Raw genomic sequence first — 26,786 nt, 5'->3', positions numbered from 1 at the left:
NGCGCCGTGCTCGCAGCCCGGTCATGAAAAGAGGATGGACCAGACTAGCACCCGGGGCAGGGTTTTCCCAGGGTTATTCACAGGTCCATCCACAGGCCATGCACACCGTCACTTGCGGTAAAGCCAGCAGGGAGTTGACCCGGCCCCAACAGCTCCTATAGAATTTCCGGTTCTATTCGTCTCCATCCATGCAGAGGGCCCCATGGCCACCAAGCGTACTTTCCAACCCAGCAACCTGAAGCGAGCACGCGACCATGGCTTCCGCGCACGTATGGCAACCGCCGACGGCCGCAAGATCCTGGCTCGCCGCCGCGCCAAGGGCCGCAAGCGCCTGAGCGCTTGATTGCCGCGCCGCTCCCTGCGGCCGAGGCAATCCCTTCAGTGAACGCATCGAACCCGTGCAGGCGATTTCCTCGCTCTGCGCGGGTTCGTACGCGTGCGCAATATACGGTCGTCTTCGATACCGCGCGCCGCACCTCGGACCCGTTGCTGAGCCTGCACTGGCGCAGTGGCGAGACGCCGCCGCGCCTGGGCATGGCGGTATCGCGCAAGGTCGATACGCGTGCGGTGGGACGCAACCGAATCAAGCGGGTCCTGCGCGATGCCATGCGCCACCTGCTGCCGGAGCTTGCCGGCGGTGACTACGTCATCGTGGCCCGTTCGGCGGCCGCCAAAGCGACCAATCCACAGATCCGCGACGCCTTCGTGCGTCTGCTGCGCCGTGCCGGCGCATTGCCCCTGCCTGCCGCGCCCGGCACAATGCCGCCCGCCAGGGCACCGCGCCCATCCTCCCTTTCCCCGACAGAGCCGGACCCCCGTTCCGACTGAGCGAGTTGCTGCCCGATGAACCAGACCCGTGTTTTCCTGATTTTTGCCTGGCTGATGGTCGCGGCACTGCTGTGGATGGAGTGGGGCAAGGACAAGGCGGCCGCCAATGCGCCGACGCCGATCGCCTCGCAGGCGGTCCCGGCGGCGCGCGATCCGGACGCCGCGGCCCCCGCGGCGAACGTGCCGTCGGCACAGGCAATTCCGCAAGCCGGCAGCCCTGCCGCGGTGCCGGCGACCAGCACCACCACGGCCACGCCGGCTACTACCGGTGCCGCGCCGGCAATCACCCTGACCTCGGACGTGCTGCGCCTGAAGCTGGACGGCCGCAGCGTGCTCGACGCCGAGCTGTTGCAGTTCCCGCAGACCAAGGACGGCACCGAGCCGGTCAAGTTGCTGACCGAAGACGCCGCGCATCCGTATAACGCCACCAGCGGCTGGGCCAGCGAGCGCTCGCCGGTGCCGGGCGTGGGCGGTTTCCGTGCCGAGCAGCCGGGCACCACGTTTGAGCTGGCCAAGGGCCAGAACACCCTGGTAGTGCCGTTCGTGTGGAACGGCCCCAATGGCGTGTCGATCCGCCGCATTTTCACCTTGCAGCGCGGCAGCTACGCGATCTCGATCAAGGATGAGGTGATCAACAAGAGCGATGCGGCGTGGAATGGCTATGTGTTCCGCAAGCTGAGCCGGGTGCCGACCATCCTCAGCCGCGGCATGACCAACCCGGATTCCTTCAGCTTCAACGGCGCGACCTGGTACAGCCCGCAGGAAGGGTATGAGCGCCGGGCGTTCAAGGACTACATGGACGACGGTGGCCTGAATCGCCAGATCACCGGCGGCTGGGTGGCCCTGCTGCAGCATCACTTCTTCACCGCGTGGATCCCGCAGAAGGACCAGGCCTCGCTGTACGTGTTGGCGCAGGATGGCCCGCGTGACGTGGCCGAGCTGCGTGGCCCAGCCTTCACCGTGGCACCGGGCCAGAGTGCCAGCACCGAGGCGCGCCTGTGGGTGGGCCCGAAGCTGGTCAGCCTGCTCGCCAAGGAAGACGTGAAGGGCCTGGACCGCGTGGTCGACTACAGCCGCTTCTCGATCATGGCCATCATCGGCCAGGGCCTGTTCTGGGTGCTGAGCCATCTGCACAGCTTCCTGCACAACTGGGGCTGGGCGATCATTGGCCTGGTGGTGCTGTTGCGCCTGGCGCTGTATCCGCTGTCGGCCGCGCAGTACAAGTCCGGTGCCAAGATGCGCCGCTTCCAGCCGCGCCTGGCGCAGTTGAAGGAGCGCTACGGCGACGACCGCCAGAAGTACCAGCAGGCGACGATGGAGCTGTTCAAGAAGGAAAAGATCAACCCGATGGGTGGCTGCCTGCCGCTGCTGATCCAGATGCCGATCTTCTTCGCGCTGTACTGGGTGTTGGTGGAATCGGTGGAACTGCGCCAGGCGCCGTGGCTGGGCTGGATCCAGGACCTGACCGCGCGCGATCCGTACTTCATCCTGCCGGTGCTCAACATCGCCATCATGTGGGCGACGCAGAAGCTGACCCCGACCCCGGGCATGGACCCGATGCAGGCCAAGATGATGCAGTTCATGCCGCTGGTGTTCGGCGTCATGATGGCCTTCATGCCGGCCGGCCTGGTGCTGTACTGGGTGGTCAACGGTGGCCTGGGTCTGCTGATCCAGTGGTGGATGATCCGCCAGCACGGCGAGAAGCCGAGCAAGATCATCCAGGCCAACGCCAAGTAAGTGGAACAAGGCCCGCCGCAAGGCGGGCTTTGTACATGTGCCCCCGCAGTGCACCACCGCACGTGCTGACCATTGCCAAGGATGCGTTCGTGATGTCTTTGCCGCTGCACCGCCTGTTGCTGTGCGCCAGTTGTCTGGGGCTGTTGCTGCTGGCTGGCTGCGGCAAACCGCAGGACGGGCGCGATGGGCAGGAGGCTGCCAAGCCGGCCGCATCCGCCACGCCGGCCGCGCAAAACGATCCCGCTGCCGAAGATGCGCGCGTCCTGATCGCGCAGTTGCGCGAACAGCTGGACCGGCATCGCCGCATCATCGTGTTGCTGGCCGATGAGGCCGCGCAATCGCCGCGCGACCGTGCCACCTCCAGCAGCGTGGGCCAGCAGTTGTTCCATGAGAACCTGGAGCAGCGCGAGCGTATTGCTGCACGATTCGAGACCGTGCTGGCCTCCAAGGCGTCCACCCGCTTTGCCACCCTTGCCACGGTGCTGGACGACGTCGAGTCGGCGCCCGATCTCTACGATGCCGATCGTCTGGCCTTTCGCGAAGTGCTGCGCGATTTGCACGCGCGTATTGGCCGCGATTCGGCATTGCCGGCGGTGAAACTGCACCAGCGCATCGGCGAAGACCTGGAGGCGCTGGATGAAATCGAGCGCACCTACAACACCGAGCTGACCCAGATCTTCAGCCGCTTCGATCGCAGCCGCGCCATCACGCCCAAGCGCGAGAAATGGGACGACTACGTGGCGCATCTGCGCACGCTGTACACGCGCGAAAAGATCCTGCGCGACCACGGCGTGGTGGAGCCGTATCCGTTCTCCGCGCGCGACAGCGAGAGCGAGATCTTCGGCCGCGACCTGCCGCCCAAGACCGTGGTGCTGACCTTCGACGATGGCCCGCACAAGGCCTATACCGAAGAGATCGTGGCCATCCTCAAACGCTACGACGTGCCCGGCGTGTTCTTCGAAGTGGGGCGCAATCTGGGCAACCTGGATGCGCAAGGCAAGCCGACCCTGGCGCCGCTGGCCAAGATCAGCCACAGCCTGATGGAAGAAGGCTATGCGGTGGGCAATCACAGCCTCACCCATGCACAGCTATCCAAGACCACCGGTGCGGCCTTGCGCAGCCAGGTGCTGGATACCGACACGCTGTTGCGTGCGGTGGACGACAAGCGCGCGCCGCTGTTTCGGTTTCCATATGGCGCACGCAATGCCGAAGGGCTGCAATTGCTCGGCGAAGCGGGCCTGAAATCGATCATGTGGAACATCGATTCAATGGACTGGGCCGACCCGGTGCCGGAATCGATCGTGCAGCGCGTGCTCGACCAGGTGAACAAGGAACAGCGCGGCATCGTGCTGTTCCACGATATCCACGACCGCGCCGTAAAAGCGTTGCCGCAGATCCTGGATCGCCTGATTGCCGATGGCTACCAGTTTGCCGGCTGGAACGGGCGCGATTTCTCGGTGGCACGCGCACCCAGCGCGACAGCGGCCGCAACGGTGACCACCGGTTATGCCAAGTCGTGGGCGATCGTGATCGGCATCGACGACTACGCGCGCTGGCCCAAGCTCGAATACGCCGCCAACGATGCGCAGGCGATTGCCAACACCTTGACCGGCCCGTTGGGGTTTCCGTCGTCGCAGGTGATCGTGCTCAAGAATGCCGAAGCCACCCGCAACAACATCCTGGCCGCGTTCCACGACCGGCTCGGCGATGGACGCGCGCAGACCAACGACCGCGTGTTCGTGTTCTTCGCCGGGCATGGCGCCACGCGCCGGCTCGCCTCCGGGCGCGACCTGGGCTACATCATCCCGGTGGATTCGGACCCGGAGCATCTGGCCAATGACGCGATCGCCATGAGCGACCTGCAGAACATCGCCGAAAGCCTGCAGGCCAAGCACGTGCTGTTCGTGATGGATGCCTGCTACAGCGGTTTGGGATTGACCCGTGGCGGCCCAAGTTCCAGCGCCTACCTGCGTGAGAACGCCCGCCGTATCGCGCGCCAGATGCTCACCGCCGGCGGCGCCGATCAACAGGTGGCCGACAGTGGCCCGAACGGGCATTCGGTGTTCACCTGGGTGGTGTTGCAGGCGCTGGCCGGCAAGGGCGATCTCAATGGCGATGGCTTGATCACCGGAACCGAGCTGGCCGCGTATGTCGCGCCGGCCGTGTCTGCGGTGTCGGCACAGACGCCGGCATTCGGCAGCCTGCCGGGATCGCAGGGCGGTGAGTTTGTGTTCCAGGTGCCGAGTGGCGAAGAATTCCTCACCGCCGATACCGCGCAGTTGTCGGCGGCCGCGATCGCGCTCAATGGCCGCGTGGATGCGGTGCGCCCGGCTGCGGTCAGTGCCGGCGTACCGGCAAACGCGGCGCCGGTGACGGTCAAGACCTTGCAGGGCGGCGAAGCCACGTTGGTGCTGCCGACCGCGGTGAAGAGCAGCGACCGGCAGCGTGCGCAATTGGCCAACGAACGTGGTTTGCAGCTGTACAAGGAAAAACGCTACGCCGATGCCGCCGAGCAGTTCGCCGAAGCCCTGAAGCTACGGCCGGACTTTGCATTGGCTGCCAATAACCTGGGGTTTGTGTACTACCGCCAGGAGCGCTATGCCGAAGCCGCACGCTGGCTGGAAAACACCTTGAAGATCGATCCCTCGCGCGCGGTGGCCTATCTCAACCTCGGCGATGCCTATGCCAAGGCAGGCGATCGCGAGAAGGCACGCAAGGCCTACACCACCTATCTCGCCCTGCAGCCGCAAGGTGCCGGTGCCGAGCAGGCACGCGCACAGTTGCAGACCCTGTGATTTCTCTTCGTTCTCTCATCGCATGAATGCTTTGCCTTCCACCATCGTTGCCATCGCCACTGCTGCCGGAACTGGCGGTATCGGTATCGTGCGGCTGTCCGGCCCGCAGTCTGTACAGATCGCCGCCGCGCTGGGCATCGCCGGACTGCAATCGCGGCATGCGCGTTACGCGCGCTTTCGTGATGCGCAGGGCGAGGTGATCGATGACGGCATCGCGGTGTGGTTCCCCGCGCCGCACAGCTTCACCGGCGAAGAGGTGGTGGAGCTGCAGGGCCACGGCAGCCCGGTGCTGCTACGGCAATTGGTGGCCCGCTGCATCGCGCTGGGTGCACGCCAGGCGCGTGCGGGTGAGTTCAGCGAGCGGGCCTTCCTCAACGGCAAACTCGACCTGGCACAGGCCGAAGCGATTGCCGACCTGATCGCCGCCGGCGATCTGCGCGCAGCGCGTGCGGCGCGCAGATCGCTCGACGGTGTGTTCTCGCGGCGCGTGGATGCGGTGAGTGAGAGCCTCACGCGGTTGCGCATCCATGTGGAAGCGGCGATCGACTTTGCCGACGAGCCCCTCGACACACTGGGCGGCGCGCAGGTGCGCGAGGAGCTCACCCGCACGCGCGCATTGCTTGCGCAGCTGTTGCGCGATGCCGAACGTGGACGCAAGTTGCGCGATGGTTTGCACGCAGTACTCATCGGTCCGCCCAACGCCGGCAAGAGTTCCTTGCTCAATGCCTTGGCCGGCAGTGATCGGGCGATCGTGACCGATGTTGCCGGTACCACGCGCGATACCTTGCATGAAGCGATCCAGCTCGATGGATTCGAACTGACCCTGGTCGATACCGCAGGCCTGCGCGAGGGCGGCGATGCAATCGAGCGCGAAGGCATGCGCCGCGCGCGCGCCGAACTGCAGCGTGCCGACCTGGCGCTGATCGTGCTGGATGCACGTGACCCGCAGGCCGCGCGCGATGCCCTCGGCGATGCCATTGATGCGGTACCGCGCCGGTTGTGGATCCACAACAAATGCGACCTGCTGGCTGTGGCTGGGCCAATGGACGCCGATGCGATCGCGGTGTCTGCGGTGACCGGGCAGGGGCTGGAGCACCTGCACACCCGCCTGCGCGAACTGGCGCTGGGCGATGGCATAGAAAGCGTGGATGGCGAATTTTCAGCGCGCACGCGGCATGTCGATGCATTGCACCGCGCCGAACAACATGCCGACGCCGCAGATCTGGAGCTGCGCTACGAGCAGCTCGAACTGGCCGCCGAAGAACTGCGCCTGGCGCATGAAGCCCTCGGCGAAATCACCGGCAAGCTCAGCGCGGACGATCTACTCGGCAAGATCTTTTCGAGTTTTTGTATCGGGAAGTAATGCGGTGGCCGCGACCTCGCTCATGCGCCACCCATGAAAAATCCGGCCTCTTGCGAGGCCGGATGCTGTGGTCACTTCATCATGCGCACGCTCAGAAGTCGTAGCGTGCCGTCAGCCGGAACGAGCGCGGTGTCTGGTAATTGCCATCGTTCAAGTAGTTCGGGCTGATCACATCACGCGAGGCCTCACTGAACTCGTTGTACTCGGTGACGCGATCGTTGTTAAACAGGTTGAAGACGTCGAGCTTGATGCGCAGCTTGTTGTCGGCCCAATTGGGAATGTAGGCCGCTGCCAGATCGAAGGTCCAGGTCCACGGTGTGCGGCCTTCGTCGCCACGTTGGCGTAGCTCGCGTGTGCCTTCAGCGTTCAAGCAATAAAAGCTTGAGCCGCTGTAACCGCTGAGATTGCCCTGGTCAGGCTGCGGAATATCGTCCAGCGGGATATAGCCCTGGCAGTTGATCGGACGGCCGGACTGCAGCACCAGATTTCCGCCGAACTGCCATTCGGGCGTGAGGTTGTATGCCCCGAACAGCTTGAGCGTGTGCTGACGATCGTTCGGTGTCGGCCCATAGGTGCCATCGGTGAACAGACGGTGGTCGAAGTCCTGAGTGAGGCCGGCATCTTCCTGTTCCAGCGTGGAATTGACGTAGCCCTCGACGTTGCCGCGTGTCCTGGCAAACGTATAGGAGCCCTGGAAGTTGAACTTCTCGCCGGTCCGTTCCCAGAAGAATTCCAGTGCCGTGTGGAGGCGACGGTACTCAGGTAGTCCAAGGTACGAGGCAGGCAGGGTGGCCAGTTCGACTTCGCCATCGCCGTTCAAATCGACATTGAGGGTGACATCGCTTCCTGGATTGAGGAAGTAGCAGCTCGGCACGGATCCCGGATCGAAATCGGGATAGCCATTGTCCGCGGCCCAGTCAATCCAGGGGTTGGTTGTGCAGGTGTCGTCCATGCCTGACTTCACTTCGCGGCGGATCATGCGCACACCCGCCATCCAGTTCTCGGTCAGCTGCAATTGGCCACCCAGGATCACTTCGTCCTGGTACATCGGCGACAGGTTGGTCGATGCGACAGAGGCCGGATTCGGCGCAGTGAGCGAGCCATTGGCCTGGGTCTGGCCGATCTGCGCACCTTGACCCACCGGCGTGCCATCGGCTTCGCTCCAGCCATTGACGAAGTACCAGTTGGACACGGTCGATTCGGCACCGGTGGCACGGATACTCGAGTTGGTCGCCACCGGAATGTAGTAGCGGCCGGCGGTACCGAATAGCTTCAGGCTGGCGTCGCCGAGCACATCCCAGGAGAAGCCAAGGCGCGGCGCCATCTTGTAATCGGACTCGATCCAGGCGATGCCATCACCGTTCTTGTTTTCGAACTTTTCGCCGCGCAAGCCGAGCACGGCAAGGAAGTTCTCGGTGACCTGCCAGTTGTCTTCCAGATAGAACGCGCTATTGGTGTTCTCGTAGCTGGAGCTGCTGGTCTGATACACGCGTGAGCGTGCATACAGCGCACCGCGCGGCACGAGCTGACCGTTGACCGTACGCCCCGGCTGTCCGGCAAACGCGCCGGTTGCCACAGCATTGCCCGGCACGGTGTAGTACGCCCAGTTGATGCCGCCGGCGTAGGTCTGGCCACGGTGGCTGGATTCGTATTTTTCCTGATCCACGCCAAAGCGCAGTCGGTGCTCGCCCAGCACCCATTCGCCATCCACGCGGAAGGCTTTGCGGACGTCTTCATCGGGTTCGGCATCCAGATCAGCGATGGTCGTGATCGTGCCCGGGTTGCAGCCGATATAGCGGTCAATCACGCTGGTGGTCAGGCCGAAGCTGTACGCCCATGGGCACTCTCCGCCGGCGGGATTGGCAGGTAAGCGGGAATCGATCAGGTTGCTCAAATAGCCGTATTGCGCCGACACGGTGAAATTGTCGGTGAAGTAGCCGGTGTACTTGAGGATGCCGACCTTGCCGCCGTTTTCCATCTCGTACTGCTCGATCGGCACTTCGTGCCTGCCAACGTTGTAGCGGTTATCGCCGTTGGCGTCGGTGTCGTATTCGTAGGTGCGGTACTTGGTCTTGGCCTGGTTGTAGATGCCGGTGAATTCGACCAGGTTGCTGTCGTTGATGTACCAGTCGAGTTTGACCAGGCCCTGCGGCGTCGTGTCACTGACACGCCGGCTGGTCAGCGCGTAGAAGTTGTCTTCCGTCTCCTGGCGGCCTTCCACCATTGCGAAGAAGAACAAGCGGTCCTTGATGATCGGGCCGCTGGCGTAGGCCGAATAGATGGTGCTGTCGAACTGGTCATCGCTACGGTATTGGTACAGCGGGTCCGACGCATCGGGATCGCGCTCGCGCACGTTCTTGGCTGCTGCAGCGCCCCAGTCCGGTGCCCATTCAACGCTGGCGCCGTAATGCCAGTCGTTGGAGCCGGATTTGGTCACGATGCTGACGATGCCGCCCAGCGAGCGCCCGTACTCGGCACCGTAGCCGCCGGTCTTGATCTGCAGCTGGCCGATGCCCTGGAACGGGATGTTGGCAAAGGACAGGAACGTGCGCATGTTGGTCACGTCGAAGCCGTTGATGTAGTAGCCGTTCTCGGCCACCGAGGAGCCGCCGAACGAGGCCAGATTGCCTGCGCCCAGGCCGCTGTCGCCGCGAACGGCGCCCGGCGCCAGCAGCGCCACCGACGACACATCACTGGCCACCGGCAGCGAGACCATCTGCTCGGCCGTGAACACCGTGGTCGATTCCACCGACGACACGTCGATCGGATTGAAGGCCTGTACGCCCACGACCTCCACACGGTCCAGTGTCTTGGCATCGCTGCCGAGCAATACCTGCGAGCCGCTACCGACCTTGACGTCCACCTCGCGCGTCACCCCATCGGCGGTGATCACGTACTTGCCCGGTGGCAATTGGCTGAAAGTGAAACGCCCGTCCGCGCCCGCGGTGATCGAGCGGCTGACGCCGGTCTGCGGGCTCTGGATGGCGATCGTACTTCCTGGCTGGCCACTACCGAAGATCGAGCCGACTGCGCTCTGCGCTTGCACCCCACCGACGACGCACATCCCCAACGCAAGACTCAAGGCACTGCGCTTGATGTTCCTGCACAACACACTACGAACCCCTGGACGCGTCATTCCTCTCTCTCCTGATGAATTCGGTCACGGACACTGCAGACGTGGGACTCGACTGCGATCGCAGTCGAGGGGAACTGCACTTCAGGGATCGCCTGAACAACCTGAACGGATGTCAGCTTCCTGAAGCTTGTCTGAAGATTAACCCAGGATTTACAGAGATGTCATCTTCCGGGAACTTTTAACGAGATCGATGCTTTCGGGCCGGGATTCGTTCGAGCAAATGCTGTATGCGAATGAAGTATTTGCCGCTGCTGCGGAAGTGCCTAAGGGCCAGGAGTTGTGGCAAACGCCAGATGATGCATCTAGGCATGCCAGTGCGCGCTGGCCTTTCGACCTCAGCGAGGTGGTGCGACAGCTGGGCGAGTCAGTGCCGGGAGAACACGCCCGCAGGTCGACCAAGCGGGTCTCTCGCATCTCTTGCGGAAGCATCACCTGCCAAGAGGCCGCCAACTGCTGTGCTCAACGGATGGTGGGTTGCAGGCGCCTATGCCAGGCCAACGCTCTGTGATCGCTAATGCCGCGCATGACCAGCATCTCGGCGGCTATGCGCCAAGGCAGCGGTCAACAAGTAACCAGTGGAAACGGCACTATTGCCAGCGTTAGAGCGGGCAACGCACTGCTGCACGCATGCGCCAGATAGTCTGCCCATCGACTCAGAGCCCAGGCATCCCCATGCCTTCATGCCTGCATGCGCCAATCGACGAATGCTGCGAGCCGCAGTGTTCGGCTGCATGCCTGCGACCTGCACATCGCGCAGGCGCGCATCACTGCGATGTGGCCTACAGCACGCCCGGCAACACCGTCTGCAGGGCGGCGGCTTCTGCCGCGCATGTCGTGGAGTTCGCCGGCGTGGCCTTGGCTATCTCGCGGCGGGCGGCGGCCAGGTCGTTCTGGAACTCGGCGTTGCCATGCAGTGCCGCGACGGTGGCGGCGCCCATGATGCGGCCCTGCAGGACGTCGCTTTGCCAGTGCACGTTGCAGACCAGGCGGCTGTCGCCGAAGGCGCGGCCGCGAGCGAGCAGGGCATCGCGCCTGGCCGGTGCCAGTTCGGCCAGGATCAGGCCCCAGCTCCAGCCGATGGCGGTGTGACCGGACGGGTAGGAGCCGTTCTTGCGTAGGCTGTCGTCGTCGGCCGGGGTGCACATCGGTTGATTGTTGCGCATGAACGGGCGCGGGCGTTGGTAGCGCCCCTTGGCCGCACTGGTGCTGGTGCTGGCATCGCGCAGGCTGCGTTCGAGCAGGCGCAGCAGGTGTGGCGTCGTGGCCTGGTCGATCTGCACGCCCAATGCGCAGCTGAAGTGGCCAACCGCCGCCGGGAAGCCCAGCGCGGCGTCGCGCGTGGCCAGGTCCCAGCGTGGTGTGCCGCGTAGTTGCAGCATCGCCTTGGCCACTGCCTCGTCGTTGGCGAGCGCGGCGCTGCCATCCTGCGGCGGTGGCGGAACCAGCTGCAGGCTGTCGGGCAATTGCTCTTTCTGCAGATAACCACGTGCGTCGGTAGCAATCACCGAACCTGCGGAGGCAGGCTTCTCCCGCGCACTCGCCAGGCCGCTGCCGATCAACAATGTGGCAATTGCGGCGCCAGTCAGCGTCCGATGGAACGAGCGAGCACGGCGCTGCGGCATGGAACACTCCTCAAACGACACAACGGGAAGAACGCGCACATTACGACGCGCAGATGACAGCTGCATGCCGGCGCCACGCAGTGACGGCGCGCGCAACGCAGCGACTGTCGCCGCACTGTCATGCGGCAGTCGCATCGGCGCAAGACAGCTGTCGCACGCTTGCCGCCATCTTTTGACTCTTCCCCCACGCCGCTCATGCCCAAGACCCATCTCCTCAGTGCCGCTGTTCTTACCGCGCTCGTGCTGTCACCGGCCGTGCGCGCCGCCGATACGCCCGCCGAGGCAGGTGCCGACGCGTCTGCCGCCACGGGAACCGTGCAGCAACTCGATGCGGTGTCGGTGATCGGTCAGGGCGAAACCCGTCAGGTGCAGCGCATCACCCAGCAGGACATTCCGGTGCTGCCGCCGGGCACCAGCATCCAGAAGCTGCTCAACCGCATGCCGGGCGTCAACGTGCAGTCCAACGATGCCTTCGGCGCGAACGAAGAGTCGCAGACGATCAGCCTGCGTGGCTTCAACGGCACGCGTCTGGGCTACACGCTCGATGGGTTGCCGCTGGGCGATAACGCGTACGGCAACTACAACGGCCTCAACATCAGCCGCGCGCTGATCGCCGAGAATTTTGGCGGCGTGGAGCTGGCTTCGGGTATCGGTGCGCTCGGTACTGCCTCGACCAGCAACCTCGGCGGCACCATCCAGTACTACTCGGCCGATCCGTCCAGCGTATTTGGCGGCCAGCTGTCGCAGACGGTGGGCTCCGATGCCAACCGCCGCACCTTCCTGCGTATTGATACCGGCGACTACAACGGGTTCTCGGCGTATGTGTCCGGCATCAATGCCGAAGCCGACATGTGGGCGCGCCCCGAGTCGCCGACCACCACCCGCCAGTTCAATGCCAAGGGCGTGTATCAGTTCGACGGCGGCAAGCTGACCGCATTTGCCGATACCTCGCGCACCTCGCAAGCCGATTATTCCTACCTGTCCAAGAGTGGCATGGCGCGTGGTCTGGGCTGGGATTGGAATTTGTACGCACCGGACTGGAACCGTGCGTTGGCGGCGGCGTACTGCGCGCCGGCCACGCGCAATGCGGCGCGCTGCAGCTTCAGTGGTGGCGTGGATAACGTGGACGATGCGTATTACCAGAGCCGCGCGCTGCGCGACGACGACCTGTTCTACGTGGCCGGCGACTTCCAGCCCAACGATGCCATCAGCCTGCACACGCAGGTGTATCACCATGAAAACAAGGGCCAGGGGCATTGGTGGTCACCGGGTCAAGCGTCCAACCCGGGTACGCCGCAGGCACTGCCGATCTCGATCCGCAGCACCAACTACTGGATCAATCGCACTGGCGGTATCGCCTCACTCGGTTGGGATCTGGGCCCGCATCATCTGGAAGCCGGGCTGTGGTACGAGCGCAACCACCACGATGTGGAGCGCAATTTCTACTGGATCGATGGGCCGGTCAGCGATGACAAGTTCCTGCAGGATCCCGACCGCCGGCTGTTCTCGCAGAACTACATCATCACCACGCGGCAGTTCTACGTGCAGGGCAACTTCAAGTTTCTCGACGACCGCCTGAGCGTGGATCTGGGCATCAAGAGCCCGAGCACCGAAATGACCGCGCGCGAGACGCCGGGCATCGCAGTGGAAGCGCCGGTGGCCACCGGCTCGATCAAGGCCAGCGAGTCGGTGCTGCCGCAGATCGGGTTGGGATATCGCCTGGCCGAAGGGCAGGAAGTGTTCGCCTCGTACGCGGAAAACATCGCCGCATTCCAGGGCGGCGGCGCCGGTGGCCCATTGCTGGTGACGCAGGCCTCGTTCGATGCCAGCGTGGGCGCGCTGGAGCCGGAAAAGTCGCGCACCCTGGAAGCCGGCTACCGCTTCGTGCGTGACCGCTTCGAAGCCTCGCTGGTCGGCTACGACGTCACCTTCGACAACCGCCTGCTCTCGCTCAACCCCTGCGCCAGCATCCAGCAGGGCACCACGCCGGCCTGCACCACGCGCTTCTTCAACGTGGGGTCGGTGAGCAGCCGCGGTGGCGAACTGACGGTGATCTGGAAGCCCACCAGCTACCTGCAGTGGTACAACTCGGCCTCGATCAACCGCTCCACCTACGACGACAACTACGTGCAGAACGGGGTGACCATTGCCACTGCCGGCAAGACCACGGTGGATACGCCCAAGCGCATGCTCGCCAGCGAAATCGCCTTCAACTACGCTGGCTGGAATGTCAACCTGCGTGGCAAGTACACCGGTGAGCGCTTCTACACCTACACCAATGATCAGGGCTTTGGCGGTTACACCTCGTTCGATGCCGGCGCCGGCTATGAGTTTGGTCAGGTCAGCATGCTGCAGTCGTTGAAGCTCTCGCTCAACGTGACCAACCTCACCGACAAACGCTACGCCTCCAACCTCACCGCGTTCGCCAACAGCGATCCGAATGGCCGCCAGCTGGCATTCCACGCCAGTGCACCGCGGCAGGTGTTCTTGACGTTGGATGCCAAGTTCTGAGTTAGGGATTGGGGAATCGGGATTGGGGATTCGTAACGGCGGGTCTTGCTGCTGTTTACGGATTTCCGATGCTGATGGACGCTGTTAGTTTTAGAGTGGCTGACAAGACGTAAGAGCAGCTATCAAAACGACTGCGCAGCCGCCAGGCGGGCGCGGCCGGTGCTCGGAATTCTCATGTACCCCCGTACACTCCGGTTCCTCCGCGCCGTCCGCACCCACCTGACGACTGCTCGCTACGTTTTGTTAGCCGCTCTTAGCGCGTGGTTGTCAGGCGTGTACGAACGATGCGGAGAAAGCGGGGGTGTACGTGTAGTACATGCCGCACCACCAATCGGCCGCGTTCGCCTGGCGATCATGCTTTGGTTTGATGGCTACTTTTTCGTTGGAGAAAGGCATGATGCAGTTCCACCGTGTTCTAGTCTTGGGAGCGATGATGGCCGTCATGAGCAGCCCTGCACTGGCAGAAGCGCCGCTGGCCAAGACGGTGCAGATCTTCGCGCACCGCGGTGCCAGCGCATTGCGCCCGGAACATACCTTGGCGTCCTACGCCAAGGCTATCGTCGATGGCGCTGATTTCGTCGAGCCGGATCTGGTGTCGACCAAGGATGGCGTGCTGGTAGCGCGCCATGAGAACGAGATCGGCGGCACCACCGATGTGGCCAGCCATCCGGAGTTTGCCGCGCGCAAGACGCGCAAGACCATCGATGGCCAGGCGCTGGAAGGCTGGTTCACCGAAGACTTCACCCTGGCCGAGTTGAAGACCCTGCGCGCGCGTGAGCGGTTGCCGCAATTGCGTGGCACGCAGTGGGATGGCCATTTTCAGATCGTGACGCTGGACGAGATCATCGACTTCGTTGCGGCAGAGTCGGCCGCCACCGGGCGCACGATTGGGCTGATTCCTGAGATCAAGCACCCGAGCTATTTCAGCGGCCTGGGCCTGGCGATGGAAGACAAGGTGCTGGCCACCCTGCAAGCGCACGCGTATACGCGCACGGCGCCGGTGGTGATCCAGTCGTTCGAGACCACCAACCTGCGCTATCTGCGCGGCAGGATCGGGCGGCAGAGCAACATCCGGCTGCTGCAATTGCTCAGTGGTGCGCAGATGGCGCTGCCCGATGCGGGCAAGGGCGCTGCGCCAGCCACCTATGCGCAACTGAGGACGCCTGCGGGGCTCACGCAGGTTGCCACCTACGCCGACGCGATCGGCCCGGACATCCGCGCGATCATTCCGCTGGATGCGCAGCAGCGCCTGGGTCAACCGACCAGCCTGGTGCGCGATGCGCATGCGGCGGGATTGCAGGTGCAGCCGTACACCTTTCGTCCGGAAAACTATTTTCTCGCCGCCGACAACCGCAGTGGCGGTGCGCCGACCGAACGTAACGAAGCGGGTGCGCTGGCGGAATTGAAGCGCTATCTAGACACCGGCATCGATGCGTTTTTCGCCGATGACCCGGGCCTGGCGCGGCGTGCATTGAGCGGGAAAACACCGCGGTAAGCAACGCATACGTAGGAGCGCGCTTGCGCGCGACGGGGCATTACCGGTGACGCTTCATCGCGCGCAAGCGCGCTCCTACGTGAGGCGGGCGGCGACGTGGATTGGTCGGTGGCTTGTTTGAAGAATGGTGTTACGTGCCTGGTGCACTGGCGCAATTGAAGCGCTATCTGGACACCGGCATCGATGCGTTTTTCGCCGACGACCCGGGCCTGGCGCGGCGTGCATTGAGCGGGAAAACACCGCGGTAAGCAACGCATACGTAGGAGCGCGCTTGCGCGCGATGGGGCGTTACCGGTGACGCTTCATCGCGCGCAAGCGCGCTCCTACAAACGCGGCACAGCACTGATTACTTGGTTAGTCGCCTGCAGAACGCGCACTACGTGCCCGGCGGGCGTTCGCGTGGCGGGAAATGCAGCACCACGTTTTCCGAGCCGTCGTCCTGGCGTTGCCACAGCACCGGCACCTGACGCGGCGGCGGCGGTTCCAGCATGGCGTGCTCGGGGTTGCTGACCTCCCAGGCGGCGTCTTCGTCCTCGTCGTCCCAGCTGTAGCGCGGCTTGGCCTGTTGCGGGTCGCGAAGGCGCAGCAGCAGCGCGGCAATCAGGCCGGCCACCGCGCCGCCCAGATGCGATTGCCAGGACACGCCGGCTTCGTGCGGCAGGATGGTCATCAGCATGCCGCCGTAGAACAGGAACGCGATCATGCTGGTGGCGATCGCCGGGCGGTCGCGGCGCAGCAGGCCCAGCACGAACACCAGGAACATCAGCCCGTGGGTGACACCGCTCGCCCCCAGGTGGCGGCTGCCGGGGTCGCCCAGCAGCCATGCACCCAGGCCCGAGCCCAGCCACAGCAGCGGCAACGCCATCGCGGTGGCACGCGGATACACGCTGCCGGCGAGGGTGCCCAGGATCAGCAGTGCGGCCGCATTGGCGCCCAGATGGGCGAGTGAGCCGTGCAACAGTGGCGCGGTGAGGATGCCGATGAGCCCGTCGGCCTGCAGTGGCGCCACCGCCCACGCACGCCAGTCGAACATGCCCTGGGCGGTGAACACGGCCACCAGCAGCAGCACGGCAGCGAGGCTGAGGTTGAAGGCACGCAAGACCCGGGAGCGATCCAGGCGGTCTTGCGTGGGGGCGTCGGCGATGGCAACAGGATGCGAGGTCATGCCTTCACGGATGGCGTCGCACGGGTTTTTTACAAGCCTATGCGGCTCGGGATAAGCAGGCCCGGCGACGGGATAATCCACTCCCGGCGCCGATCGTTGGCGCATCACCCTGGACGATCTGCGGCTTGGCTGCAGGGCCCTTGCCCGCCCATCATCGCGGGACACGCTGCAAGTACATCCTTGTAAAGCGCTTACGCGGCATCCCTGCCGCGTAAGGTCCCGCGACGGTGGGCGGGCAAGGACCAGTCGGAGCTGGTCGGTGTGCATGTTTTCAACAAAGCCACCTACAAACTGTCTGGTGTGGTGTCCTCGCCGCTTGCGGGACGGGTTCACGGCGTGTCCCGCGAGCGGTGAGGGCACCGCGCCCTCGACTCACCTAGCTTCTGATTGTTGATCTGTCGCTTGGCTGCAGCGCCCTTGCCCGCCCACCGTCGCGACACGCCGCAAGTACATCCCTGTAAGCGCTGACGCGGCATCCATACCGCGTCAGGGCCCGCGATGGTGGGCGGGCAGGGACCCCTCAAGATGGTCGGTGCGCCAGAGACGAGCAGCACACGCGGCGCTGCCCTTCACGAATCCCCAATCCCCCAATCCCAGCCCCTCAGTGCCCAGCCGGCTTCGCCGGGCGCAGCAGGCTCAGCACGATGGTGGCGACCAGGATGGCGACCACCACGGCCAGCGAGACCAGCACCGGGATCTTGTAGAGATCGATGATCATCATCTTGGTGCCGATGAACACCAGGATCACCGCCAGCCCGTACGGCAGCAGGTGGAAGCGGTCGGCCATGCCGGCCAGCAGGAAGAACATCGCGCGCAGGCCCAGCACCGCGAACACGTTGGAGGTCAGCACGATGAACGGGTCGGTGGTGATCGCGAAGATCGCCGGGATGCTGTCCACCGCGAAGATCACATCGATCACCGCGATCAGGATCAACACCACGAACAGCGGGGTGAACCAGCGCTTGCCATCCTTGATCACGCTCAGCAGGTTGCCGTGGTACTGCGGGCTCAGGCGCAGGTGGCCACGCATCCAGCGCAGCACCGGGTTGGCTTCCAGGTCCGGCTCCTTGCCGGCGGAGAACCACATCTTGATGCCGGTCAGCAGCAGGAATGCGCCGAACACGTACAGCAGCCAATGGAACTTGGCCAGCAACATCGAGCCGGCGAAAATCATGATCGCGCGCAGCACGATCGCGCCGAGCACGCCGATGATCAGCACGCGCTGGCGCTGTTCCTCGGGCACGCCGAAGTAGGTCATGACCATCAGGAACACGAAGATGTTGTCGACTGCCAGGGATTTTTCCACCAGGTAGCCGGTGAGGAACTGCAGCCCGATCTGGTCGGCCTGCGCATCGCCCACGCTGCCTTGCAGGTACCACCACAGCCCGGCATTGAAGGCCAGCGCCAGCAGCACCCAGCCGATGCTCCACCAGGTGGCTTCCTTGAAGGTGACCTTGTGGGCACCGCCGTGGCGCATCAGCACCAGATCGATCATCAGCGCCGCGATCACCACGACCGCGAAGCCACCCCATAACCAGACATTGCCAATGGTTTGCATAAGAATCCCGAAAAGTGAAAACGACCTGGACAGCCGGTAGGGCTGAGGCCTTGTGACACGGAAATCGTGGATTCCGGGTGACGGACCTTCGCCTGCGCGGCGAAGGTCTCGCTCGCAACCGGCCGGGCCGGTTGCCGTTGCACCGGAGCGCCTGACAGGCAGGGCTCGTAATGACGGCGACAACGCTGGGAGCTACTCCCCTTCTGCGGCCGATTCTGCGGGCCGGGGGCGGGCGCGTCAATCCAGCCGGATACAATAGGTGAATGAATACTCCTGTCCCCGTCGTCCGACTCAAGAATGCGTGGCGCTCCAGCCACCCGTGGATCTTCCAGAAGCTGGTGGAAAAGCCCGCCGCCAAGCCCAAGCCCGGCACCATCGTCGATGTGGTCGGCGTGGACGGGGAATGGATCGGCCGCGGCTTCTACAACGGCCATTCGCGTATTGCCGTGCGCATCCTGGAAACCGACCAGTCGGTGCCGGTGGATGCGGGCTGGTTCTCGCGCAAGATCGCCGCGGCGGTGAGCCTGCGCCGCGACTGGCTGCAGCTCGATGGCGTGTCCGATGCCTGGCGCGTGGTGCATAGCGAAGGCGATGGCCTGTCCGGGCTGGTGGTGGACCGCTATGGCGACCTGGTGGTGGTGGAATTCTTCGCCGCCGGCATGTTCCGCCACCGCGAGTGGATCTACGAGGCCTTGCGCGAGCAGTTCCCGGGCTGCCGTTTCCACAGCTTTGCCGATGAGCATGTGCAAAAGCAGGAAAGCTTCGATTTCCACAGCAACACCACCACCGAAGCGTCGGTGATCACCGAGTACGGCATCAAGTTCCGTGCCGACCCGGCCGGTGCGCACAAGACCGGTTTCTTTGCCGACCAGCGCGAGAACCGCCAGTGGCTGAGCGAGCAGGTCAAGGACAAGACCGTGCTGGACCTGTGCTGCAACACCGGCGGGTTTGCGGTGTATGCGGCTGCGCGCGGCGCCACCGAGGTGCTGGGCGTGGACATCGACGAAGACGTGATCGCCATTGCCAAGGGCAACGCCAAGCTCAACAACGTGCGCCCGAAGTTCGTGCAGGCCGACATCTTTCCGTGGCTGCGCGATGCGGCCAACCGCGGCGAGAAATACGACGTGGTGATCCTGGACCCGGCCAAGATGACCCGCGACCGCGAGCAGGTGATTCCGGCGCTGAAGAAGTATCTGGACATGAACAAGCTGGCGCTGGGCGTGGTCAAGCCGGGTGGCCTGTTTGCGACCTTCTCGTGCACCGGCCTGGTGGCTGAGCAGGAGTTTCTGGACATGCTGCGGCGCGCTTCGTATTTCTCCGGGCGCACCATCCAGATCCTGAAAGTCGCCGGTGCCGGCCCGGACCATCCGTTCATGGCGCACGTGCAGGAATCGCGTTATCTCAAGGCGGTGTTCTGCCGCGTGGTCGACTGACAACGTCCTTGCTCCTTGCCGGTGCCGTGGGTATCGGCGGGGGCGATGACGCGGGCCGCAGTACGATCGAGGCGTGATGCCCGCGCCATGCCCTGGCACCATGCACGGGGCACATGGCTACACGGACCGCGCTGCACGTGCGCCCATCACCGCGCGCCTGGCAGCCAGTGGGTTGCCGCCCTCCACATCCCGCAGCAGAGGCCTGGCGATGACCACCCACGACGACGAACGCAAGGCGCTGCGCCGGTTGTTGCGGCAGATCGAGCGCCCCAACACCAGCCTGCTGGCCAGCAATTGGCCGGTGTTCGGTGTGTGGCTGCTGTTCGCCGGAGCCTTCATGTATCTGTTCAAGACCGGCGTGCAGTCGCCGCTGCATCCGCTGATCCTGGCGCTGGGTTCGACCTGCCTGGGCGTGTTTGGCGCCTGGATCGTGTTCCTGTCGGTGTGGGCACGGCAGTGGCCGCACCTGCGCGACCACATCGATGCCGACAGCGTGCGTGCACGGCTGGCCGAACTCGACGATTGAGCGGGCCGGTGCGCGCGGCAGTGTGAGCGCAGGCTGTTGATCGGCACGCGATGGGTGTCCGATGCGCGCGTTGCCTGGCTACTCACGCGTGTCACCGCACGCGCAACAAAGACACGCGTGCTGCGCGATCCACAGTCGTGATCGCGCCAGCACCGCACGCACGGCCTCCCTGGCCCGCGCGCGCTGTCTGCGGGGCAGACAACGCTCAGCGCGACAGCTTGATTACCAGCCCGCCGGCCGCGCAGTGATCTCCGGCACCGCCTGGCGCAGGTCTGCACCGAACTCAGGGTTGCGCATCGTCTCGGTGTCGGCATAGCCGTAGAACACGCCCTGGCTAGGTGTGGTGCCTTCGCGCAGTTCCAGATCGCCACGCACCTGGGTGGTGCCGGCCACGGCGACCGCACCGAAGGCGCCCGGGCCCATGAACACGGTCTGGGCCTGCGCGGTGTTGCCGATCACCGCGCCGGGGTGCCATACGGTCAGCCCGCCGAGCACGGCGTTGCCCTGCACGGTGCCGCCCATCACCGTGGCGTGGCCGTCGATGCGCGCATTGCCCAGCACGTTGCCGGCCAGCACGCGCGCGAACGGGCCCACATAGGCGGTGGAGGCGACATTGGCGGTGTTGGCCACCCAGCCACCGCCGTTGGCATGCCGGCGGCCCACCGGCGTGGGCGTGGGCGCGCCGGGCTGGCTGCCGGCCGCAGCGGCGTTGCTCAGGGTCACGCTCCACGGGTAGCGATAGATCGCGTAGTAGGACTGGTCCCACTTGATCTTGTGCATGTTGGTGGGCGCGCCCATCACCATCAGGTACACCGCGCGGTCGCCGCTGCGCAGGGCCACGGTGACGCTGGCTTTGGCGCCGCGCTGCAGGGCGCTGTAGCGCGCGCGGCCGCTGCTGTCGATGCTGACCACGCCCCAGCGCCAGTCCGAATCCGGCGTCGGAATACTGGCCGGGTCGGTCACCAGGCCGGGCAATGCGGTGACCGCGGGCGCAGTCTGCACCTGGCCTTCGAAGCTCACGCCGATGCTGGTGGCGCCGGCAGCGGGGATCAACTGCACCAGGTTGTAGCCCCAGCGCTGTGGCGCCCATTCGAACGGCACGCGGTAGCGGTTGGCCTGGCCGGCGACCGGGTCGAGCACGGTCATGCGCAGCGCGCGGTCGCGGTTGTCCCAGTCCTGGGTGCGTTGCGGATCGAACGCCAGGTTGCTGCCGTAGCGCGCGCGGTACAGCGCGCCCTGATCGCTGCCATCGGGGTTGGTGTAGTCCCAGTTGACGTTGCGCAGCGCCCAGTCGCCGAACACATCGTTCAACTGCGCCTGCGTCCAGCCCATGTTGGTGCGGAGTACCGAAAACGGGTCGGCACTGCGTTGCGCCGGATCGCCCGGCTTGGGCGCCTTGGCCCACAGGTCGTTGACGATGGCGTATCCGTAGCGGTTCTTGAGGTATTCCAGGAACTGCCAGTTGCAGTAGCGGTCGCGGGTGGAGCCCAGATACAGGTGCGGGTAGTTCACCAGCATGCTGGAGCAATGCACGTCGCTGGCGTGGAATTCCGGTAGCTGGTGGGTCATCCAGTTGGCGTGCGATTCCCAGATCCAGCCGGTGTAGTCGGAGTCGCGCAGGCTTTGCGTCTGCCCCTGCAGTGCGTGCGTGAGTTCGTGTGCCAGGCCCCAGTGATCGCGCAGGCCGCCCGGTGCCATCCACATGCCCATGTTGCCGCTGCCGGTGACCCCGCCGCTCAGCCCGAAGCCCGGATCCAGGTGGATGCTGGCCTTGGTCTTGGTGGTGCTGTTGCAGGCCGGCTCGGGAAATTGCAGGCGATTGATGAAGGTGTCCCAGACCATCTCCAGGTGCTCGCCAGCCGCGCGGACGTCGGCGCTGGACACGCCGTCGCCATTCCAGCGGAACGCAAAGTGCGTGGTTTCATAACGCACCGGTGGCATGCCGGCTTCGTTGGCGCGCGCAGTCCAGGGACCGGCCGTGCAGGCCGCACTGGCGGTGGAGGCGGCACCCAGCAGCCCGGTGGCGATCAGGGCGGCGGCCAGCAGACGGCGGGCGGGCAGGCGGCGGGGCAATGCAGGCGATGCGTTGGGCATGAGGGCGCTCGGGCATGAGTGAAGGCGCGCACGCCACCGCACAAACGCCGAGGCGGTGTGGCGAAGCGAGGGCGGTGGCAGGCCGTTGGAGTGGCGGCGGCGCAAGTGTGCGCAGCGCGCGCGGGTCTGCAATTGATTTGAAGATGGATTATTCGGTTATGCAACGCGGTCGGCGTTCGTGCTGTGGCACCGGTGGACATTGCACCGCTGCGCCCGCCCGATGGCGGCCAGCCGATGACGCAGTGCGGGCGCCCGCCGCGCCGACACCTGCGGCTATGATCCGGTGACCCCCCCTGCAAGCGAGACCGCATGAAACTGCACACGCTGTATCTGTCGTTGTTGCTGGCCGCCACCACCTCGGCACACGCGATGGAGTTTTCCGATGCCGAGCTGGCCCGCGCCAGCGCACTGCAAAAGCGACTGGTCACGCTGGATTCGCACCTGGACACGCCGGCCAATCTGGAGCGCGGCGATTTCGATGTGATGCAGGGCCATGCCGGCAATCGGCTGTCGCAGGTGGACTACCCGCGCATGCTCGAAGGCGCGCTCGATGGCGGCTTCTGGGCGGTCTATACCGGGCAAGGCAATCGCAGCGCAGCCGCGCATCTCGATGACCGCGACGCCGGCCTGCAGCGGCTGATGAAGATCCACAACCTGCTGGCCGCGCAGCCGCAACGCTTCGCGCTGGCCACCACGCCCGCCGATGCCGCCCGCATCAAGGCCGCCGGCAAACGCGTGGTGTACATCAGCATGGAAAACGCCAGCCCGCTGGTGGCCGACCCGTCGCTGTTGCGCTTTTATTACGCGCAGGGCCTGCGGCTGATGAGCACGGTGCATTTTCTCAACAACGAGTTCGCCGATTCGGCCACCGACCCGAAAGGGGCCGAGTGGAAAGGCCTGAGCCCGGCCGGCAAGCAGCTGGTGCAGCAGGCACTGGGCATCGTGATCGATCAATCGCATGCCTCCGATGCGGTGTTCGACCAGTTGATCGCGCTGTCGCCGGTGCCGATCGTGCTCTCGCACAGCGGCGCGCGGGCGGTCTACAACCACCCGCGCAACATCGACGACGCACGCCTGAAGGTGCTGGCCGCGCACGGCGGGGTGATCCAGGTGAATTCGTATGGCGGCTATCTCATCGACAGCGGCGCCAGCCCCGAGCGCAAGGCCGCCGAGAAGGCGCTGGCCGACCAATACGGCGGCTGGGAGCATCTGAAGATGTCCGACGGCACCGCCCTGAGTGAAGCGCTCAAGGCGCTGGATGCGCGCTACCCGGTCAAGCGCGCGACCGAAGAGGATTTCTTCGCGCATCTGGAGCACGTGCTCGCCGTCGCCGGGCCCGCGCATGTGGGAATCGGCATGGACTGGGATGGCGGCGGTGGCGTGGTCGGGCTGGAAGACGTCTCCGACCTGCCGCGCATCACCGCCTGGCTGCTGCGCAAGGGCTATAGCGAGCCGCAGATCGCCGGCATCTGGGGTGGGAATCTGCTGCGGGTGATGGAGCAGGCGCAGGCCTATGCGGCTGGGAATCGGGAATCGGGAGTGGGGAATCGTTGAAGCGGTTGGTCGTGCGCGGTGGGGGCAGGGCGTTGTGCAGGGAGAGCGGTGGGGCTGGATGGCTTGTGGGTGGATGGGGTGATGGCTGCGGCGTGATTCGGCTGGGGGGGGGCCTGCGTCCGTGTGCTGAGGTAGCGGGCAGCGCTCGCCGCGTTTGGTGTTGGGCTTGTCTGGCAGCGGTCGGGCGCGCGGCGGCCAGCGGCTGGCTTGGCTAGGTGGGCTGCCTTGGCTGATGGGGCTGAAGCGCTCCGCTTGGGTGTTTGCACAAAAACCAGTATTTGCCGGCGCCACTACAGGCAACGCTCTGCCGAAGATTTCAGGAAAAAGCGCCAACTAGAATGCGTTCACCCCTTCCGCGGTGCGGGCGCTGCGGCGTCCGGTTCGCCTGGACGACCCCTGAGTTGGAGCGTGCGATGACCCCAGCCTCCCGGCCCCTGCCGCAGCCTGACGGCATGGCCGCCACCTACCGCAAGATCCTGCTGCGGCTGATCCCGTTCCTGTTCGTCTGCTACCTGTTCAATTACCTGGACCGGGTCAACGTCGGCTTCGCCAAGTTGCAGATGCTGGGCGATCTGGGCATGAGCGAGACCGTGTACGGGTTGGGCGCAGGCACCTTCTTCATCGGCTACCTGGCCTGCGGGGTGCCGAGCAACCTGATCCTGCAGCGGCTGGGCGCGCGCCGCTGGGTGGCGATCATGATGATCAGCTGGGGCCTGCTCTCCACCGGCCTGATGTTCGTGCGCACCCCGGCCGGGTTCTACACCCTGCGCCTGCTCACCGGCGCGGCCGAGGCCGGCTTTTTCCCGGGCATCGTGCTGTACCTGACGCGCTGGTTCCCGCGCGCGCAGCATGGCCGGGTCATGACCATCTTCATGTCGGCCATTCCCATTTCCGGGGTGCTGGGTGGGCCGTTGTCGGGCTGGATCCTGAGCCATTTTTCGGCCGGGCAGGGCGGGCTGGCCGGCTGGCAGTGGATGTTCCTGCTGCAGGGCCTGCCCACCGTGCTGCTGGGCGTTGGCGTGTGGTTTCTGCTCAGCGATGGCGTGCAGCAGGCCCGCTGGCTGACCCCGGGCGAGAAGCAGGCGCTGACCCGCGCGCTGGACGCCGATGAAGCGGGCAAGCCGGCCGGGGCGTCCACCTCGCTGGCGGCCGTGCTGCGCAACCCGGCGGTGTGGATGCTGGGCACGGTGTACTTCTGCATCCAGAGCGGGGTGTATGCGATCAACTTCTGGCTGCCGTCGATCATCCAGGGCAGCGGCGTCACCGACCCGACCCGGATCGGACTGATGAGTGCCATTCCCTATCTGGCCGCAGCGGTGTTCATGGTGCTGATGGGGCGTTCGGCCGACCGCCGCCGCGAGCGCCGCTGGCATCTGGTGATCCCGCTGCTGATGGGCGCCGCCGGCCTGTGCCTGGCCGCCGCGCTCACCGACCACCTGTGGCTGGCCTTGCTGGGCATGACCCTGGCCACCATGGGCGCGGTCAGCGGGCTGCCGCTGTTCTGGCCGCTGACCAACGGCTTTCTGACCGCCGCCGCCGCGGCCGGTGGGCTGGCGCTGATCAATTCCACCGGGCAGGTTGCCGGCTTCGTCAGCCCCTATCTGGTGGGCTGGATCAAGGACACCACCCACAGCACCGAGCTGGCCCTGTACGTGCTGGCCGCGGCCATGGTGCTGGGCGCCGCGTTGGTGCTGCGGGTACCGGCCAGGGCGGTGAACCAGTGATGCCCGTGCCCCTTTTCGTTGAGCCCATTCCGTCATGAAAATCGTCATCGCGCCCGATTCGTACAAGGAAAGCCTGTCCGCGCTGGAGGTGGCCACCCAGATCGAGGCCGGCTTCCGCGAGGTGTTCCCCGACTGGAGCTACACCAAGGTGCCGGTGGCCGACGGCGGCGAGGGCACGGTGGCGGCGCTGGTCGCCGCGACCGGCGGGCGGGTGATCGACTGCACCGTCAGCGGCCCGCTGGGCACGCCGGTGCAGGCGTTCTTCGGGTTGACCGGCGATGGCCGCACCGCGGTGATCGAGATGGCCGCTGCCAGCGGCCTGGCGCTGGTGCCCCCGGCGCAGCGCGCGCCGCTGCAGGCCAGCACGGCCGGGGTGGGCGAGCTGATCCTGGCCGCGCTGGATGCCGGCGCGCGGCGCTTCATCATCGGGATTGGCGGCAGCGCCACCAACGACGGCGGCGCCGGCATGGCCCAAGCCCTGGGCGCGCGCCTGCTGGATGCGCGTAATGAGCCGATCGGCGCGGGCGGCGGTGCGCTGGCGGCGCTGGCCCGCATCGAGACCGATGGCCTGGACGTGCGGCTGCAGGAATGCCACATCGAAGTGGCCTGCGACGTGGACAACCCGCTGATCGGCCCGACCGGCGCCTCGGCGGTGTTCGGCCCGCAAAAGGGCGCAACGCCGGCCATGGTGCGGCAACTCGATGCCAACCTGCAGCACTACGCCAACCTGCTCGAGCGCGACCTCGGCCTGCGCCTGCACGGCTTGCCCGGTGGCGGCGCGGCCGGCGGGCTGGGCGCTGCGCTGGTGGCGTTTCTGGGCGCGCAGCTGCGGCCCGGCGTGGAGATCGTGGCGCAGGCGCTGGGCCTGGACGCCACCATTGCGCAGGCGGATCTGGTCCTCACCGGCGAAGGCCGCATCGACAGCCAGAGCCTGCATGGCAAGACCCCGGTCGGGGTGGCGCGGGTGGCGCAGCACCACGGCAAGCCGGTGATTGCCATTGCCGGGTGCCTGGGCAACGGCGCCGGCCTGCTGCATGCGCACGGCATCGCAGCGATGTTTGCGGTGGTGCACCGCGCCTGCACGGTGGAGCAGGCCCTGGCCGAGGCGGCCAGCAATGTGCGCATCGCCGCGCGGAACGTGGCCGCCGCGTTGCAGGTGGGCATGGCGCTGGCGCAACCGGGGTTGCCGGTCCCGGCGCGCGCGTCTTGATGGTGCGCCGCGCACGCCGGCCGGCGCCGGGTTTC

At 65.5% G+C, this 26,786-nt stretch carries 18 protein-coding genes, 1 other RNA gene and 1 pseudogene; 14 read left to right on the top strand and 6 right to left on the bottom strand.

Annotation, left to right across the window (positions count from 1 at the left end; all coding sequences use genetic code 11):
• Positions 1–202 precede the first annotated feature (202 nt).
• The 5 genes from rpmH to mnmE all read left to right on the top strand — a co-directional run bounded on the left by rpmH (position 203) and on the right by mnmE (position 6,723).
• A complete protein-coding gene (rpmH, locus tag XCC_RS22025; protein ID WP_002805908.1) occupies positions 203–343 on the top strand; it encodes a 50S ribosomal protein L34 in 141 nt (46 codons plus the stop codon).
• Between the two features lie 38 nt (positions 344–381).
• Positions 382–828, top strand: a complete 447-nt coding sequence (gene rnpA / locus XCC_RS22020; RefSeq protein ID WP_011039302.1) for a ribonuclease P protein component — start codon at positions 382–384, stop codon at positions 826–828.
• Between the two features lie 15 nt (positions 829–843).
• Positions 844–2,565 (top strand): membrane protein insertase YidC, encoded by a 1,722-nt coding sequence (gene yidC / locus XCC_RS22015; protein ID WP_011039301.1) that lies wholly within the window; start codon positions 844–846, stop codon positions 2,563–2,565.
• Between the two features lie 89 nt (positions 2,566–2,654).
• Positions 2,655–5,360 carry a polysaccharide deacetylase family protein gene (locus XCC_RS22010; protein WP_011039300.1) on the top strand — a complete coding sequence of 902 codons (2,706 nt, stop codon included), beginning with the start codon at positions 2,655–2,657 and terminating at the stop codon, positions 5,358–5,360.
• 22 nt (positions 5,361–5,382) lie between these two features.
• Positions 5,383–6,723 carry a tRNA uridine-5-carboxymethylaminomethyl(34) synthesis GTPase MnmE gene (gene mnmE / locus XCC_RS22005; protein WP_011039299.1) on the top strand — a complete coding sequence of 447 codons (1,341 nt, stop codon included), beginning with the start codon at positions 5,383–5,385 and terminating at the stop codon, positions 6,721–6,723.
• 91 nt (positions 6,724–6,814) lie between these two features.
• Here the strand turns inward: mnmE and XCC_RS22000 are convergent, their stop codons facing one another.
• Entirely contained in the window at positions 6,815–9,859 is a 3,045-nt protein-coding gene (locus XCC_RS22000; RefSeq protein ID WP_011039298.1) for a TonB-dependent receptor, read from the bottom strand.
• Between the two features lie 779 nt (positions 9,860–10,638).
• Positions 10,639–11,481 carry an acid phosphatase gene (locus XCC_RS21995; protein ID WP_011039297.1) on the bottom strand — a complete coding sequence of 281 codons (843 nt, stop codon included), beginning with the start codon at positions 11,479–11,481 and terminating at the stop codon, positions 10,639–10,641.
• 195 nt (positions 11,482–11,676) lie between these two features.
• Between XCC_RS21995 and XCC_RS21990 the strand changes: the two genes are divergently transcribed.
• Positions 11,677–13,992 (top strand): TonB-dependent receptor, encoded by a 2,316-nt coding sequence (locus tag XCC_RS21990; protein WP_011039296.1) that lies wholly within the window; start codon positions 11,677–11,679, stop codon positions 13,990–13,992.
• Positions 13,993–14,166: 174 nt separating this feature from the next.
• A non-coding RNA gene (locus tag XCC_RS21985) (sX9 sRNA) lies at positions 14,167–14,241 on the top strand.
• An 18-nt stretch (positions 14,242–14,259) separates the two neighbouring features.
• Here XCC_RS21985 and XCC_RS22590 read toward each other — a convergent pair.
• Entirely contained in the window at positions 14,260–14,388 is a 129-nt protein-coding gene (locus tag XCC_RS22590; RefSeq protein WP_256328407.1) for a hypothetical protein, read from the bottom strand.
• Here XCC_RS22590 and XCC_RS21980 point away from each other — a divergent pair.
• A complete protein-coding gene (locus tag XCC_RS21980; protein ID WP_029629091.1) occupies positions 14,387–15,487 on the top strand; it encodes a glycerophosphodiester phosphodiesterase in 1,101 nt (366 codons plus the stop codon). The genes XCC_RS22590 and XCC_RS21980 overlap by 2 nt on opposite strands.
• Before the next feature lie 140 nt (positions 15,488–15,627).
• A pseudogene (locus tag XCC_RS21975) lies at positions 15,628–15,735 on the top strand (glycerophosphodiester phosphodiesterase); the annotation flags it as partial.
• Between the two features lie 128 nt (positions 15,736–15,863).
• Here XCC_RS21975 and XCC_RS21970 read toward each other — a convergent pair.
• Positions 15,864–16,652, bottom strand: a complete 789-nt coding sequence (locus tag XCC_RS21970) for a rhomboid family intramembrane serine protease (RefSeq protein ID WP_011039294.1) — start codon at positions 16,650–16,652, stop codon at positions 15,864–15,866.
• 601 nt (positions 16,653–17,253) lie between these two features.
• Entirely contained in the window at positions 17,254–18,210 is a 957-nt protein-coding gene (locus XCC_RS21965; protein WP_011039293.1) for a TerC family protein, read from the bottom strand.
• A gap of 263 nt (positions 18,211–18,473) precedes the next feature.
• Here XCC_RS21965 and XCC_RS21960 point away from each other — a divergent pair, with 263 nt between their 5' ends.
• Entirely contained in the window at positions 18,474–19,643 is a 1,170-nt protein-coding gene (locus XCC_RS21960; RefSeq protein ID WP_011039292.1) for a class I SAM-dependent rRNA methyltransferase, read from the top strand.
• Between the two features lie 208 nt (positions 19,644–19,851).
• Positions 19,852–20,169: a hypothetical protein gene (locus XCC_RS21955; RefSeq protein ID WP_011039291.1), complete on the top strand. Its 318-nt coding sequence runs from the start codon at positions 19,852–19,854 to the stop codon at positions 20,167–20,169.
• A 222-nt stretch (positions 20,170–20,391) separates the two neighbouring features.
• Here XCC_RS21955 and XCC_RS21950 read toward each other — a convergent pair whose 3' ends face one another.
• Complete coding sequence (locus tag XCC_RS21950; RefSeq protein ID WP_011039290.1) at positions 20,392–22,263, bottom strand: Svx/AvrXca family virulence/avirulence protein; 1,872 nt, start codon at positions 22,261–22,263, stop codon at positions 20,392–20,394.
• A 309-nt stretch (positions 22,264–22,572) separates the two neighbouring features.
• Between XCC_RS21950 and XCC_RS21945 the strand changes: the two genes are divergently transcribed.
• The 3 genes from XCC_RS21945 to XCC_RS21935 all read left to right on the top strand — a co-directional run bounded on the left by XCC_RS21945 (position 22,573) and on the right by XCC_RS21935 (position 26,751).
• Positions 22,573–23,817: a dipeptidase gene (locus XCC_RS21945; RefSeq protein WP_011039289.1), complete on the top strand. Its 1,245-nt coding sequence runs from the start codon at positions 22,573–22,575 to the stop codon at positions 23,815–23,817.
• A gap of 413 nt (positions 23,818–24,230) precedes the next feature.
• The gene (locus XCC_RS21940) at positions 24,231–25,541 is read left to right on the top strand and encodes an MFS transporter (protein WP_029217132.1); all 1,311 of its coding nucleotides are present in this window, start codon (positions 24,231–24,233) and stop codon (positions 25,539–25,541) included.
• Positions 25,542–25,575: 34 nt separating this feature from the next.
• The gene (locus XCC_RS21935) at positions 25,576–26,751 is read left to right on the top strand and encodes a glycerate kinase (protein ID WP_011039287.1); all 1,176 of its coding nucleotides are present in this window, start codon (positions 25,576–25,578) and stop codon (positions 26,749–26,751) included.
• Positions 26,752–26,786: the final 35 nt, after the last annotated feature.

Source organism: Xanthomonas campestris pv. campestris str. ATCC 33913 (assembly GCF_000007145.1).
In the GTDB taxonomy this organism is placed as follows: domain Bacteria; phylum Pseudomonadota; class Gammaproteobacteria; order Xanthomonadales; family Xanthomonadaceae; genus Xanthomonas; species Xanthomonas campestris.
This window is presented reverse-complemented; position numbering and strand designations above follow the sequence as displayed.

Bases quoted from the DNA above. Each gene is read 5' to 3' on its own strand.
- rpmH (WP_002805908.1), top strand. From the start codon at position 203: ATGGCCACCAAGCGTACTTTCCAACCCAGCAACCTGAAGCGAGCACGC.
- yidC (WP_011039301.1), top strand. From the start codon at position 844: ATGAACCAGACCCGTGTTTTCCTGATTTTTGCCTGGCTGATGGTCGCG.
- mnmE (WP_011039299.1), top strand. From the start codon at position 5,383: ATGAATGCTTTGCCTTCCACCATCGTTGCCATCGCCACTGCTGCCGGA.
- XCC_RS22000 (WP_011039298.1), bottom strand. From the start codon at position 9,859: ATGACGCGTCCAGGGGTTCGTAGTGTGTTGTGCAGGAACATCAAGCGC.
- XCC_RS21995 (WP_011039297.1), bottom strand. From the start codon at position 11,481: ATGCCGCAGCGCCGTGCTCGCTCGTTCCATCGGACGCTGACTGGCGCC.
- XCC_RS21990 (WP_011039296.1), top strand. From the start codon at position 11,677: ATGCCCAAGACCCATCTCCTCAGTGCCGCTGTTCTTACCGCGCTCGTG.
- XCC_RS21980 (WP_029629091.1), top strand. From the start codon at position 14,387: ATGATGCAGTTCCACCGTGTTCTAGTCTTGGGAGCGATGATGGCCGTC.
- XCC_RS22590 (WP_256328407.1), bottom strand. From the start codon at position 14,388: ATGCCTTTCTCCAACGAAAAAGTAGCCATCAAACCAAAGCATGATCGC.
- XCC_RS21970 (WP_011039294.1), bottom strand. From the start codon at position 16,652: ATGACCTCGCATCCTGTTGCCATCGCCGACGCCCCCACGCAAGACCGC.
- XCC_RS21965 (WP_011039293.1), bottom strand. From the start codon at position 18,210: ATGCAAACCATTGGCAATGTCTGGTTATGGGGTGGCTTCGCGGTCGTG.
- XCC_RS21960 (WP_011039292.1), top strand. From the start codon at position 18,474: ATGAATACTCCTGTCCCCGTCGTCCGACTCAAGAATGCGTGGCGCTCC.
- XCC_RS21955 (WP_011039291.1), top strand. From the start codon at position 19,852: ATGACCACCCACGACGACGAACGCAAGGCGCTGCGCCGGTTGTTGCGG.
- XCC_RS21950 (WP_011039290.1), bottom strand. From the start codon at position 22,263: ATGCCCAACGCATCGCCTGCATTGCCCCGCCGCCTGCCCGCCCGCCGT.
- XCC_RS21945 (WP_011039289.1), top strand. From the start codon at position 22,573: ATGAAACTGCACACGCTGTATCTGTCGTTGTTGCTGGCCGCCACCACC.
- XCC_RS21940 (WP_029217132.1), top strand. From the start codon at position 24,231: ATGACCCCAGCCTCCCGGCCCCTGCCGCAGCCTGACGGCATGGCCGCC.
- XCC_RS21935 (WP_011039287.1), top strand. From the start codon at position 25,576: ATGAAAATCGTCATCGCGCCCGATTCGTACAAGGAAAGCCTGTCCGCG.